Genomic DNA, 13,358 nt, shown 5'->3' on the forward strand with positions numbered 1-13,358 from the left:
GCGCGGCCCTTCCGGCCGCCGATATGTTTTCAAGGAAGGCGCCGATGGCAAAGATCAAGGTCGACAATCCGGTCGTGGAACTCGACGGCGACGAGATGACCCGGATCATCTGGCAGTTCATCAAGGACAAGCTGATCCACCCCTATCTGGACATCGACCTGAAATATTACGATCTCGGTGTCGAGCATCGCGACGCGACGGACGATCAGGTGACGGTCGACGCGGCCAACGCGATCAAGCAGTACGGCGTCGGCGTGAAATGCGCGACGATCACCCCGGATCAGGGCCGGGTGAGCGAGTTCAATCTGAAGAAGATGTGGCGCTCGCCCAACGGCACCATCCGCAACATCCTCGGCGGCGTGATCTTCCGCGAGCCGATCATCGCGAAGAACGTGCCGCGTCTGGTGCCGGGCTGGACCAAGCCGATCATCATCGGACGCCATGCCTATGGCGACCAGTATCGCGCGACGGACTTCAAGTTTCCGGGCAAGGGCAAGCTGACGATCAAATTCGTCGGCGAGGACGGCGAGACGATCGAGCACGAGGTGTTCGACGCGCCCGGCTCCGGCGTCGCCATGGCGATGTACAATCTCGACGATTCGATCCGCGATTTTGCCCGCGCCTCCCTCAATTATGGCCTGATGCGCGGCTACCCGGTCTATCTGTCCACCAAGGACACGATCCTCAAGCAGTATGACGGCCGCTTCAAGGATATCTTCCAGGAGATCTTCGACGCCGAGTTCAAGACGGAATTCGACGCCAAGGGCATCGTCTACGAGCATCGCCTGATCGACGACATGGTGGCCTCGGCGATGAAGTGGTCCGGCGGCTATGTCTGGGCCTGCAAGAACTACGACGGCGACGTGCAGTCGGACACGGTGGCGCAGGGCTTCGGCTCGCTCGGCCTGATGACCTCCGTGCTGATGACCCCCGACGGCAAGACCGTCGAGGCCGAAGCGGCGCACGGCACGGTGACGCGCCACTATCGCCAGCATCAGAAGGGCGAGGAGACCTCGACGAACTCGATCGCCTCGATCTTCGCCTGGACGCGCGGCCTCGCCCACCGGGCCAAGCTCGACGACAACGCGGAGCTGAAGCGCTTCGCCGACACGCTGGAAAAGGTCTGCATCTCGACCGTCGAGAGCGGCTTCATGACCAAGGATCTGGCGCTGCTCATCGGCCCCGACCAGCCATGGTTGTCGACGACCGGTTTCCTCGACAAGATTGACGAGAACCTGCAGAAGGCGATGGCCTGATCGTCGGTCTCATTTCGAAATGAAAAACAAAAGGGGAGCGACCGGGTCGCCCCCCTTTTTCATATCGTCCGCTCGTTGGCGCCGTCGCTGAGGCATGCCGACGCAACCAGGATCCCCGAATCAGGCTGCGCGCGGAAGACGCCTGCTTCGAGACTTGCCAAGCCTATCCCGCTGACTGCGGCGGTCAGGCCGCGAGCGCAGCCTCGACCGCCGAAACGGCGTCATTGGCCTTGTCGGCGTCCGGACCGCCGGCCTGCGCCATGTCCGGCCGACCGCCGCCGCCCTTGCCGCCGATCGCCGCGCTGGCCCGCCGCACCAGCGACACCGCGTCGAACCGCTCCGTCAGGTCCGGCGTCACGCCCACGACGACACTGGCCTTGCCGTCGGCGACGCTGACGAACACGACGACGCCCGAGCCGAGCCCGGCCTTGGCTTCGTCGACGAGGCCCTTGAGATCCTTGCCGGCGACGCCCTCGAGCACCCGTCCCATGAAGCTGACTCCGCCGACATCCTTCGGCGCGGCCGACGAACCCTGTCCGTCGCCATCGCCCACCAGCGCGAGCCGCTTCCTCGCCTCGGCGAGCTCGCGCTCCAGCCGCCGCCGTTCTTCGACGATCGCCTCCAGCCTGTCCGCCGCCTCGGCGGGCGCGACCTTCAGCGCCGAGGCCATGCGTCGCACGCGTTCGTCCTGTTCGATGAAATAGGCCCGGGCCGCCTCGCCCGTGAGCGCCTCGATCCGCCGCACGCCGGCACCGACGGCACTCTCGCCGACGATGTGGATCAGCCCGATGTCGCCGGTCGCGGCGACATGCGTGCCGCCGCAAAGTTCGATCGAGAACGGCCGGCCGATCTTTTCGCCCTCCTCGGCCGTCCCCATCGAGACCACCCGGACCTCGTCGCCGTATTTCTCGCCGAACAGCGCCATCGCTCCGGCCGCCATCGCGTCGTCCACCGCCATCAGCCGCGTTTCCACCGAAGCGTTCTGCAGCACGATCCGGTTGGCCAACCGCTCGACCTCGGCGATCTCGCGCGCGTCCAACGGCTTGGGATGGGAGAAGTCGAACCGCAGCCGCCCCGGCGCCACCATCGAGCCCTTCTGCCCCACATGGGTCCCCAGCACCTGACGCAGTGCCTCATGGAGAAGATGGGTGGCCGAATGATTGAGGCGGATGCAGGATCGCCGCGAATGATCGACCTGAAGGTCGAGCGGCATACCGTTGCGAACCGCGCCCGTCTTCACGGTACCCCGGTGAATGAACAAGCCATCCGCCACCTTTTGGGTGTCCGAGATATGAAGCTCGACGTTGTCGCCGCGCATCGTCCCGGCATCACCGAGTTGGCCGCCCGATTCGCCGTAAAAGGGCGTCTGGTTGAGGACGACGAATATCTCCTCACCGGTCTCGGCGCGGTCGATCTCCTGCCCGTTCTTGACCAGCGCGCTCACGACGCCTTCCGCCCGTTCGGTATCGTAGCCGAGGAACTCCGTCGCCCCGACGCGCTCGCGGATCGGGTACCAGATATTTTCGGACGCCGCCTCTCCGGAGCCGGACCAGCTGGCCCGCGCCTCGGCCTTCTGGCGCGCCATTGCGGTATTGAACGCGTCGAGATCGACCGCGATGCCGCGCTGGCGAAGCGCGTCCTGCGTGAGATCGAGCGGAAAACCATAGGTGTCATAGAGCTTAAACGCCGTCTCCCCCGAAAGCTTCTGGCCGGCGCCCATTCCTTCGGTCGCATCCGTTAGCAGCGCCAGACCCCGGTCGAGGGTCTGCAGGAACCGTTTTTCCTCAAGCTTCAGCGTTTCCGAAATCAGCGACTCGGCTCGAACGAGTTCGGGGAAGGCCCGGCCCATTTCGGCGACCAGCGTTGGCAGAACCTTGAACAGCACAGGATCGCGGGCCCCGAGCAGCTTGGCGTGGCGCATGGCGCGCCGCATGATCCGCCGCAACACGTAGCCGCGCCCCTCGTTCGACGGCAGCACACCGTCCGCGATGAGAAACGCGGTCGCGCGCAGATGGTCGGCGATGACCCGGTGGCTGGCGATCTTGTCGCCTTCGGCACGCGAACCGACCGCGACCTCGACCGATTCGATCAGCGCCTTGAACAGATCGATGTCGTAATTGTCGTGAACGCCCTGAAGGACGGCCGCGATCCGCTCCAGTCCCATGCCGGTGTCGATCGACGGACGCGGCAGTTCCATGCGCTCATCGGCCGAGATCTGCTCGAACTGCATGAACACCAGGTTCCAGATCTCGATGAAACGGTCGCCATCCTCGTCCGGGCTTCCCGGAGGTCCCCCGGGAACCCCCTCGCCGTGGTCGAAAAAGATCTCCGAACACGGTCCGCAAGGGCCGGTCTCACCCATCGACCAGAAATTGTCCGACGTGGGTATCCGGATGATGCGCTCGTCGGACAGCCCGGCGATCTTGCGCCAGAGCGTGGCCGCCTCCTCATCCTCGGAAAAGACGGTCACCAGCAGCCGGTCCGCCGGCAAGTCGAACTCCTTGGTGATCAGGTTCCAGGCGAGCTCGATCGCCCGATCCTTGAAATAATCGCCGAAGGAGAAGTTCCCCAGCATCTCGAAGAAGGTGTGATGGCGGGCGGTGTAGCCGACATTGTCGAGGTCGTTGTGCTTGCCGCCGGCGCGCACGCATTTTTGCGACGTGACGGCACGCGCATAGGGCCGCTTCTCGACACCGGTGAAGACGTTCTTGAACTGCACCATACCCGCGTTGGTGAACATCAGCGTCGGGTCGTTGCGTGGCACCAGCGGTGAGGACGCGACCCGCTCGTGGTCGTTCTTCGCGAAATAATCGAGAAACGCGGACCGGATTTCGTTGACGCCACTCATGGATGCGACCTTCGGAAAACTGACGGAAAAACACGGCCGGACCACGCAAAGAAACGCCTCCGATCCCTATCGAAGGCGCTTTGTACAGAGGCCCGGAAGCACTGTCCATCAAGCTCCGGTCCGCCGCCGCGCATCCCCGCGACGGCGACGGCCGAACCGGCGCGGATCAATCCTCGCCGGCACTGTCCTCGCCGCCGGCATCGACGAGCAGTTGCTCGGCGATGAGGCCGGCGTTCTGGCGAATCAGTGCCTCGATCTCATTGGCGACACTGGGATTGTCGCGCAGGAAGTTCTTCGAATTCTCCCGCCCTTGCCCAAGCCTCTGACTGTTATAAGAGAACCAGGCGCCGGATTTTTCGACGATCCCCGATTTGACGCCGAGATCGATGAGCTCTCCGGTCTTCGACACGCCTTCGCCATACATGATGTCGAACTCGACCTGCTTGAAGGGCGGCGCCAGCTTGTTTTTGACGACCTTCACCTTGGTCTGGTTGCCGGTCACCTCGTCCCGATCCTTGATCGCGCCGATCCGGCGGATGTCGAGGCGGACCGAGGCATAGAACTTCAAGGCGTTGCCGCCGGTCGTCGTCTCCGGTGAGCCGAACATCACGCCGATCTTCATGCGGATCTGGTTGATGAAGATAACCATGCATTTCGACCGGGAGATCGAGCCGGTCAGCTTGCGCAGCGCCTGGCTCATCAGTCGTGCCTGCATGCCCGGCAGCGAATCGCCCATCTCGCCCTCGATTTCCGCCCGCGGCGTCAACGCCGCGACCGAATCGACCACCAGCACATCGATCGCGCCCGATCGAACCAGGGTGTCGGTGATCTCCAGCGCCTGCTCACCGGTATCGGGCTGCGAGATCAGCAGATTTTCCAGATCCACGCCGAGCTTCCGGGCATAGACCGGATCGAGCGCATGTTCGGCATCGACGAAGGCGCAGATTCCGCCTTTCTTCTGGGCCTCGGCGATCGTATGCAGGGCGAGCGTTGTCTTGCCCGAGCTTTCCGGCCCGTAAATCTCGATCACCCGGCCTTTCGGCAGACCGCCGACTCCGAGCGCGATGTCGAGGCCGAGCGAGCCGGTCGACACGGTTTCGATCTCGACTATCTGCTCGTTCGCGCCGAGCCGCATGATCGAGCCCTTGCCGAACGCCCGCTCGATCTGCGAAAGCGCGGCATCGAGAGCCTTATTCTTGTCCAACGAATTTTCCTCGACGAGACGGAGTGTGTTCTGTGCCATGGAGACGGGACCTTATTCCACGCGTTGGACGGGGGTGCAATGATGCGGCCTGAACCGAATTTGTACGCTATTTGTTCTCGTTGTGCAAGCTCATATTCGTGGTTTGTTCCGATTTTCCACCGTAATGCGAATCGCAAGGTGCGCCGTCCTTTCGTTGATTTTTCATGAAGAGATCGGGAGCCTCGCCTCATCTTTTGTCCGTCTTCGTGGCCGGTGCGGCCCATATCGACAGGCGCGCCAAGGCCGATGCGCCGTATCGGGCCGCCGCATCGAACCCCGGCCGCTTCCTCGACACGCCCGGGGGTGCGGCGTTCAACGCCGCCCTGGCGCTGGACGCGCTTGGTTGCGCGGTCGTGCTCCAGAGCGCCAGAGGCGGCGATCCCGACGGTCATCGAATTGCCGAGGCAATCGCCTCTCGTCATTTTTTGGACGTCTCCATCACCTGGATCGACCGCGCCACCCCCACCTATACAGCCATTCTAGACGATCGGAGCGAGCTCGTGGCCGGCGTCGCCGATATGGGCCTCTACGATCTTCTCGTTCCGCGCGTGTTCACGCGGCGGCGGGTCAGAGTCGCGATCGATGCGGCCGATGCATTGCTGGTCGACGCCAACCTGCCGAGCGGATCGATCGACGCGCTGGCGAAGGCGGCCCGCGGGCGTCCTGTGGCGGCGATCGGTGTCTCGCCCGCCAAGGTGCGCCGTCTGCAGGGAGCGATCCGCTCCCTGTCGGCGCTGTTTCTGTCCCAAGCCGAAGCGACAAGCCTTGTCGAGGCAAGCGCGGGGACGAGCCCCCGCCTGCTCGCCGAACTCCTCATCGAACTCGGCGTCCGGCGCGCGGTCATTACCGATGGGCCGAGGAGCGTCACAGTAATTTACGGTGAAACGATCGTCTTCCAGGAGCCCCCCGCCGTGGTTCCAATGGACGTCACCGGTGCCGGCGACACGCTTGCCGCCGCGGCGTTGGTCGGCCTGTGCGAGGGGCGCGAATGGATCGATTGCATCCGCGCCGGTCTGGTCGCGTCGTCTATCCGAATCTCTGCCGACCCGTTTCCGCCGCGTGATTTCCCTCAGCTGATCCAAGCGGGCGCGGCGGCCCTGCCGGATCCCCATGGTCCGGAAAGGTCTCCGTGATGCCTACGTCGCTCCCGTTTAAGTCTTCCGAGGAGGTCACCGATGCGATTCGCGCCCGCCGGCCGGTGGTGGCGCTGGAATCGACCATCATCACCCACGGCATGCCCTATCCGCAAAACCGCGACATGGCCCGCAATGTCGAGGCGATCATACGGGAGCAAGGCGCCGTCCCGGCCACCATCGCGGTCTTGGATGGACACCTCGTGGTCGGACTCAATGACCAGGAACTGGACGCCCTCGCAACGACACGGGACGCATTAAAGCTGTCGCGAGCCGACCTTGCCTATGCCGTCGCCACGGGGCGGACCGGCGCGACTACGGTCGCCGCGACGATGATCGTCGCCGACCTGGCCGGGATCGGCGTGTTCGCCACCGGCGGGATTGGCGGCGTCCATCGCGGCGCCGAAACGAGCTTCGACATTTCCGCCGATCTGGAGGAACTCGCGCGGACACCGGTCATCGTGGTCTGCGCCGGGGCGAAAGCGATTCTCGATCTCGACAAGACCCTGGAAGTCCTCGAGACAAAGGGCGTTCCGGTCATCGGCTACGGCGTCGACGAACTGCCGGCCTTCTGGTCGCGCGAATCGGGCCTTCCCGCCCCGCTGCGGCTCGATACGGCGGACCAGATCGCGGCATTTCAGGCGGCGCGGGCGTCTCTGTCGATCGAAGGCGGAATGCTTGTCGCCCATCCCGTTCCCGAGACCGACGCGCTACCACGCGCGCTCGTCGAGGGCTGGATCGAACAGGCACTCGCCGAGGCCCAGGCGCAAGGAATCGCGGGCAAGGCGGTCACGCCCTTTCTGCTCGATCGCATGTATCATTTGAGCGAAGGGCGTTCGCTCGCCGCCAATATCGCCTTGGTCGAAGCCAATGCGCGGCTGGCCGGGCGCATCGCCGTCGCCCTGACCAAAGCCGCGTGAGCCGGAGGGCGAAGCTGATCGCCTATTCGTCGATCATCGTCTTTACAGCGACGGCCAGTTCGCGCAGCGAGAACGGCTTTGCGAGGAAGCCGAACCTTTCGCCCTCCGGCAAGTTCTTCGCGAATGCGTCCTCGGCGTAGCCCGACACAAAGATGAATTTCAGATCCGGCCGCTTCTTGCGCATTTCGCGGAGCAGCGACGGTCCGTCCATTTCCGGCATCACCACGTCGGAGACCACGAGTTCGATCTGACCGTCGAGTTCTTCCATCACCTCCAGCGCCTCGATGCCGGACGCGGCTTCGTGGACGTCGTAGCCGCGCATCTTGAGAGCGCGGACATTGCCGGCCCGCACATGGTCCTCGTCCTCAACGAGCAGGATCGACGCCGTTCCCGAAAGGTCGAGCTTGGCGTTCGAGGGTGCGACCGCCCCCGCCTCGCTTTTCGCCGCGGCGATCTCGTCGGGGATGTGCCGCGGCAAAAAGATTCGAAAGACCGTGCCCTCGCCCGGCTTGGAGTCGACGAAAATGAAGCCGCTCGACTGCTTGACGATGCCATAGACCATCGAGAGGCCGAGGCCGGTGCCCTTGCCGATTTCCTTGGTGGTGAAGAACGGCTCGAAAATCCGTTCGGCCAGATCAGGCGGAATCCCGGTTCCGGTGTCCGCGACCTCGACAAGGACGTAGTCGCCTTCGATCAGCTCCGCATATCCGAGGCCACGGGCTTCGGCGGCTTCGACATTGCGGGTGGAGATGGTGATCGTCCCGCCTTCCGGCATGGCGTCGCGGGCATTCTGCACGAGATTGGTGATCACCTGCTCGAACTGGCCGATATCGGCCATCACCGGCCACAGGTCACGCGCGTGGTGGCGCTCCAGCTTGGCATGATCGCCGCTGACGCGCTTCAGGAGCAAGTGCATGTCGGCGACGACGTCGGTCAGGTTCAGCATCTTCGGCCGCATCGTCTGCCGGCGCGAATAGGCCAGCAACTGACGCACCAACGAGGCGGCACGGTTGGCGCTCTGCTTGATCAGCAAAAGATCCTGGAACGAGGGGTCGCCGGTGCGATGGTTGAGCAGGAGGAAGTCGACGGAGGCGGTGATGATCGTCAGCACATTGTTGAAGTCGTGGGCGATGCCGCCGGCCAGATTGCCGATCGCCTGCATCTTCTGGCTTTTGGCGAATTGCTCCTCCAGCGCCCGCTGCTCGGTGACCTCAACCCCGTAGAGAATCGCCACCTCGTGGGCGTCCGGGCCGGACTTCGGAATGGCGCTGATATAAAGCTGAACCGAGCGCGGCCTTTCACCCAGCACCTCCGCTTCGACCGGCGCGATTCCAGCCTGGCCCCGAACCGCGGCGGCGAGCGCCTGGCGCAGTCCGTCGCGGTCGCTTTCGCGGATGCTGTCGCCGATCGCGGCGGTCCCGCCGGATGCATCCTGGCCGAAGACCTGCCGGAAGGCCGCGTTGGAACGGATCGCGCGCCCCTCCTCGTCGAGCGCCGCGATCGCCATCGGGGAGGAATTGAAGAAGCGGGTGAAACGCGCCTCGGCGAGTTCCGCCGTATCCGCCACTTCGCTCTTCGCGCTACGGCTTAGAACGAGCGTTCGTACGATGCCCGGCGCCGCTGCGTCATCCGCCACCGGCTTGCGCAGCAGGCGCACCGGAAGGCTCTGCCCGTCTCGCGTGATCAGATCGAGATCGACGATGCTGGTCCCGTCCGCGTCAACGTCGCCGGAATTGGGCGCCAGCAGCGCGCCTGACGCTTCCGGCACGAAATCGAGAAATGAAAGATCGCCGGGCTTGAACTCGACCAGATCGACGCCCAGCCAGCCGGCCAGCGTTGCGTTGAGATAGGTGATCTTAAGATCGGCATCTGTCGCCACGAAACCCGCGGGGGCGCGATCGAGATAGTCGATGGCGTGCTGGAGATCCTGGAACGAACGCTCCTGCAACTCGCGGTCGGCAGTGATATCGAGAATCTGCCAGGCTTGCAGTGTACCGCTCGATGTCGCGAGCGGACGCACCGAGGCCCGATACCAATGCGGCACGCCAGCGCCGGCCGCCGCGGCGCAGAGGGCGCGCGGTAGACGAAACTCGCGCTGTCCGGAACGGTTTTCGCGTGCCAGGTTGGCGAGGTAATAGATCGCCTCGGAAGCCTCCGGTTCACGCGCCAGCAACCGTTCCAGCGTCTTTACGGAGGCCGCCGTCGTGGCGCCGGTGGTCTCGCCATAGGCGCTGTTGGCGTAGATGATCCGGCCTTTGCGATCGACGATCAGCGTCCCGTTGCGGGCGGTGTCGAGGAAGTCCTTGGCGATTGCGCCTTCAGCGATTCGGCCGGTAAATCGCACGAAGCCCAGCGCGGTGGCGAAGATCGCGGCGATGCCGGCCACGGCGAGGCCGCCGAAGATCACTAGCAGCGCGACGCCGCCATAGGCGTGGCCGAACAGTGCCAGCGATGCTGCCAGAACGATCAGCAAGCCGCCCAGAATGAGCAGGCGCCGCACACCGGACGCGGACGCGGCCCGGTCGATCAAAGGCTTTTCGGCCGCGCCCATCGCCGCTCCATCCATTTCGGTTCGCCCCTGCGTGCCGCAACTATGAATCAAAAGCCAATCTGTGGCGAGAGTGCCCGCCAGGCCCTTAATTCCAACTCGATTACGAAAAATTCCCACGTCGACTTCGCGCGCGGCTGTCCAGGCATTATGAACAGCCAAGCTGACGTTGCCCTTGCCCCGGACCGAAGGATCGGTCAACCGGGCTCGACGACTGAAGGAATACCCGCCGGTCTCCGGCGCCGCAGGAGGAAAACTCGCCCATGCCCCAATGGATCGTCGACTTAGTAGGCGAAAGTCTCGCGCCAATCGTCTGGGTGGCGATCGTGGCAACCGCCGTCTGCCTGTTGGCGATGCTGATGATCGTCTTGGCCAAAAAGGCCTTCGGCGGACGAATCGGCACCGGGTTCAAGGCAAGCGCTCCGCGACTGGCGGTGATGGATGTCGCCCGAATCGACGAGAAACGCCGCGTGATTCTGGTGCGACGTGACGACGTCGAGCATCTCGTCCTGATCGGGGGGCAGAACGACGTGCTGCTTGAGGGCAACATCCCGAGCGTTGGTGCCATGAGCGGAACTGGCCGGGAAGAACGAAGCGGCAATTTCCGGGAGTTCCAGGACGATGTTTCGGTGGAACCAACGTCCGGCCGAGATACCGCGCCGATTCCCGTTCCAGGAGCGACGCCGGTGGCCGCACGCCCGGAACCGCGCCAGCGGGAAACGGTCGCATCGCCGCCTTTGACCGAAAGCAAGCCCCGCGCCGCACCGGTCGTGGCGCCCTTCCCGATGCCGCCCGCTCCGACGGTCGCACCGGCGACCGCCACCGGGCCCGAACAGACCAAGGCGCCCGCGTACAGCGTCGCACCGATCCCCGAGATAGACGCGGATCGCTCGGCACCGGCATCCGCGCGGAGCCTGCCAACGCGCTCTATCGCGACTCCTACGCTGAACCTGCGGCAGAGCCGGTCGACGACGGAAGCCCGGAGCGTTTCACCGGAGTCACTCGCCGGCGAATCGGACGCGGCGCTCACCGCGTCGTCCGCTTCCGGGCGTCGCGAGCCGTCACTGACAGTGCCGGAGCCGGAGCCGGCGAATTCCGAAGCTGAGCAGCCTCGCGCCGAGCTGCGCGCGCAGATGAATCGTTCCCAATCCCGCAGCCTGGAACGCGTGCAGGATGCGACCGCACCGGCCATTGCCGTCGATGCACCGGATCGCCGCGACCAGCCACGGCAGCCGCTGTCTGTCAGGAGTTTCGCCACCGCGATACAAAATCGCAAGGCGCCGCCGGAAATGCCGCAACCCGCGCCAAAGACAACCGAGGCGACGACGGCGCAAAATGATGCGAAACCGTCGCACAACAGTACCGATCAGCGGGATCGGCAGCCTTCGGGACCGGCGGCCGCCGGCGTGCGGTCCCCGTCCTCTAGCCAGACGCAGGCGACGCCGAAACCTCCATCCGTCCCGAAGGCCGAGCCAAGTCTCGAGGATTTCCTCTCGGCCGAGATGGACGCGGATTTTGGCAACGAGGCCTTTTTCGCCGACGGCCCCGGCGAAGTGGATCAAGGTCCGAATGCACCGCGCGCCGCGACCTCACTTGAGACCAGATCACCGCCGGCCCCCGTGACGGCAGCCGAGGCACCGCGCCCGGTCGCTCCACCGCCAGCGGCCCCATCCGTCGGAAACGGCACGCCTCCTCGCTCGACACCTCGGACGGAGACGCCGTCCCGCATCGCTGCTACGCCTGTGCCATTGACGCTGGAAGAAGAAATGGAACGGTTGCTGGGCGACTTCGATTTCGGCGACGACGGCGATCGCAAAGCCGACTGAGACCGGCGATTGCCGGACTCTTGCTCGTGTGCGCCTGACGCTGCAGCAGGCTCGTGCCGCCGCACGATACCACCCCGGATCGCCGCGCCGCCAATGGCGCATACGGCAGGAGGTGTTCGAGGATCGTGGAGAAATCCGGTGGCTTAGAGCGGCTCATCCGCCGAAACGGCAGATACGTGAAACCGGCGATGGGGAAAATTCCGTTCTTTATCGATGCATGCCCCGTCAGCCGGGAGCTGTCCGGAGTTTTGCTGGCCAAACCCGTAGCCGCCAGCCAGACTCGACTTGCCTGGAGGGGCCCCAGGGGGATTATTCGTCCCTGTAGACCTTCTCGCGGCGCTCATGCCGCTCCTGCGCTTCCAACGAAAGGGTGGCGATCGGCCGCGCATCCAGCCGCTTCAGGCTGATCGGCTCGCCGGTCTCTTCGCAATAGCCGTACGTGCCTTCTTCGATCCGCTCCAGCGCCGAGTCGATCTTTGCGATCAACTTGCGATGCCGGTCGCGGGCGCGCAGCTCGATGGCACGATCCGTTTCCGACGAGGCGCGATCGGCCGCATCGGCAAGATTGCTGTTGTCGTTCGCCAGCGCCGCAAGCGTCTCACGCGATTCGCGCAGGATCTCCGCTTTCCATGCAAGCAGCTTCTTGCGAAAATAATCCTTCTGGGCATCATTCATGAACTGTCCGTCCTCGGACAAGGTCGCCTCGACATTGAGTGTTTCGCTCATCACGCACCTCCGTTCACGCAATCGGGCTTATAGCGACGCTTTCGACAGCGAACAAGTTGTTCATAGACTACAACTTGAAAGTGAACGGGTTTCTAACATCCCGTTTTCCTTCGCTTTTCGACAGGGCTTATCCGACCCGCGAGGTGACCCGGCTATGAGGGCGCAAATCGCGTCGGTTCCTGCCTTACCCGTTTCGGCTCGAAGCTTCGCGCCGCCTTCCGAGCGAACGACGCGTGAGCTTAACCGTACCGGATTGCCCGAAGCCGCCGTTTCGGCATAGTCCATCGCCATGTCCGCCCCAACCCGCAGCCACCGCCTGTATATCCTGCGCCACGCGCATTCCTCGTGGGCCCTTCCCGGCCAGCGCGATCACCACCGGCCCCTGGACGCTCGCGGGCGGAGGCAAGCCGACCGTCTCGCCAGGTTCATCGCAGGGAAAGGCTACCGCCTCGACGTCGTCGTGTGCTCGACGGCGAAGCGAGCGAGCGAGACCTATGACCGGATCCGCCCCGGGCTCGACCCCGGCCACCGCGAGGAAAGTTCGGACGCCCTCTACGCCTTGGGCGTCGAGGCCTATTATGACGCGGTACGGCGGCAGGGCGACACGGAGGCGGTTCTGCTCGTCGGCCATAACCCGATGATCGAGGCGTTCACCCTGTCGCTCATCGCGGATGGCGATCCCGCCGCCATCGACGTAATCCGGATGGGCTTTCCAACCTGCGGCCTTGCCGTCGTGGAATTTTCCGGGCCGCTGAGCGCGATCGCAGCGGGCACCGGCCGGCTGTGCGAGTTCGTCGATCCCGATGATCTGGGTTAGGCGAAGCGGGCGCACTTTCGACGCGCACTGCCAGCGCCTAT

9 protein-coding genes are annotated in these 13,358 nt (G+C 64.5%); 5 read left to right on the top strand and 4 right to left on the bottom strand.

Annotated elements, in window-relative coordinates; all coding sequences use genetic code 11:
- Positions 1 to 44: 44 nt before the first annotated feature.
- Positions 45 to 1,256: an NADP-dependent isocitrate dehydrogenase gene (locus MJ956_RS05875; RefSeq protein ID WP_253963543.1), complete on the top strand. Its 1,212-nt coding sequence runs from the start codon at positions 45 to 47 to the stop codon at positions 1,254 to 1,256.
- A 184-nt stretch (positions 1,257 to 1,440) separates the two neighbouring features.
- Here MJ956_RS05875 and alaS read toward each other — a convergent pair whose 3' ends face one another.
- Positions 1,441 to 4,104, bottom strand: a complete 2,664-nt coding sequence (alaS, locus tag MJ956_RS05880; RefSeq protein ID WP_253963544.1) for an alanine--tRNA ligase — start codon at positions 4,102 to 4,104, stop codon at positions 1,441 to 1,443.
- 166 nt (positions 4,105 to 4,270) lie between these two features.
- The gene (gene recA, locus MJ956_RS05885) at positions 4,271 to 5,347 is read right to left on the bottom strand and encodes a recombinase RecA (RefSeq protein ID WP_253963545.1); all 1,077 of its coding nucleotides are present in this window, start codon (positions 5,345 to 5,347) and stop codon (positions 4,271 to 4,273) included.
- 164 nt (positions 5,348 to 5,511) lie between these two features.
- Here recA and MJ956_RS05890 point away from each other — a divergent pair, with 164 nt between their 5' ends.
- Positions 5,512 to 6,480 (top strand): PfkB family carbohydrate kinase, encoded by a 969-nt coding sequence (locus MJ956_RS05890; RefSeq protein WP_253963546.1) that lies wholly within the window; start codon positions 5,512 to 5,514, stop codon positions 6,478 to 6,480.
- A complete protein-coding gene (locus MJ956_RS05895; RefSeq protein ID WP_253963547.1) occupies positions 6,480 to 7,400 on the top strand; it encodes a pseudouridine-5'-phosphate glycosidase in 921 nt (306 codons plus the stop codon). Before MJ956_RS05890 ends, MJ956_RS05895 begins: the two co-directional genes overlap by 1 nt.
- A 22-nt stretch (positions 7,401 to 7,422) precedes the next feature.
- Here the strand turns inward: MJ956_RS05895 and cckA are convergent, their stop codons facing one another.
- Entirely contained in the window at positions 7,423 to 9,951 is a 2,529-nt protein-coding gene (gene cckA / locus MJ956_RS05900; protein WP_253963548.1) for a cell cycle histidine kinase CckA, read from the bottom strand.
- Between the two features lie 260 nt (positions 9,952 to 10,211).
- On the opposite strand from cckA, the gene MJ956_RS05905 reads away from it, so the two are divergent.
- Positions 10,212 to 11,774, top strand: coding sequence for a flagellar biosynthetic protein FliO (locus MJ956_RS05905; protein ID WP_253963549.1), 1,563 nt, complete (start codon positions 10,212 to 10,214; stop codon positions 11,772 to 11,774).
- A gap of 309 nt (positions 11,775 to 12,083) precedes the next feature.
- On the opposite strand, the gene dksA is transcribed toward MJ956_RS05905, so the two are convergent.
- Positions 12,084 to 12,500, bottom strand: a complete 417-nt coding sequence (gene dksA, locus MJ956_RS05910) for an RNA polymerase-binding protein DksA (protein WP_253963550.1) — start codon at positions 12,498 to 12,500, stop codon at positions 12,084 to 12,086.
- Positions 12,501 to 12,789: 289 nt separating this feature from the next.
- Between dksA and MJ956_RS05915 the strand changes: the two genes are divergently transcribed.
- Complete coding sequence (locus tag MJ956_RS05915) at positions 12,790 to 13,317, top strand: SixA phosphatase family protein (RefSeq protein ID WP_253963551.1); 528 nt, start codon at positions 12,790 to 12,792, stop codon at positions 13,315 to 13,317.
- Positions 13,318 to 13,358 lie beyond the last annotated feature (41 nt).

It is taken from the genome of Aurantimonas marianensis, assembly GCF_024195285.1.
Lineage (GTDB): Bacteria > Pseudomonadota > Alphaproteobacteria > Rhizobiales > Rhizobiaceae > Aurantimonas > Aurantimonas marianensis.

Bases quoted from the DNA above. Each gene is read 5' to 3' on its own strand.
- MJ956_RS05875 (WP_253963543.1), top strand. From the start codon at position 45: ATGGCAAAGATCAAGGTCGACAATCCGGTCGTGGAACTCGACGGCGAC.
- alaS (WP_253963544.1), bottom strand. From the start codon at position 4,104: ATGAGTGGCGTCAACGAAATCCGGTCCGCGTTTCTCGATTATTTCGCG.
- recA (WP_253963545.1), bottom strand. From the start codon at position 5,347: ATGGCACAGAACACACTCCGTCTCGTCGAGGAAAATTCGTTGGACAAG.
- MJ956_RS05890 (WP_253963546.1), top strand. From the start codon at position 5,512: ATGAAGAGATCGGGAGCCTCGCCTCATCTTTTGTCCGTCTTCGTGGCC.
- MJ956_RS05895 (WP_253963547.1), top strand. From the start codon at position 6,480: ATGCCTACGTCGCTCCCGTTTAAGTCTTCCGAGGAGGTCACCGATGCG.
- cckA (WP_253963548.1), bottom strand. From the start codon at position 9,951: ATGGGCGCGGCCGAAAAGCCTTTGATCGACCGGGCCGCGTCCGCGTCC.
- MJ956_RS05905 (WP_253963549.1), top strand. From the start codon at position 10,212: ATGCCCCAATGGATCGTCGACTTAGTAGGCGAAAGTCTCGCGCCAATC.
- dksA (WP_253963550.1), bottom strand. From the start codon at position 12,500: ATGAGCGAAACACTCAATGTCGAGGCGACCTTGTCCGAGGACGGACAG.
- MJ956_RS05915 (WP_253963551.1), top strand. From the start codon at position 12,790: ATGTCCGCCCCAACCCGCAGCCACCGCCTGTATATCCTGCGCCACGCG.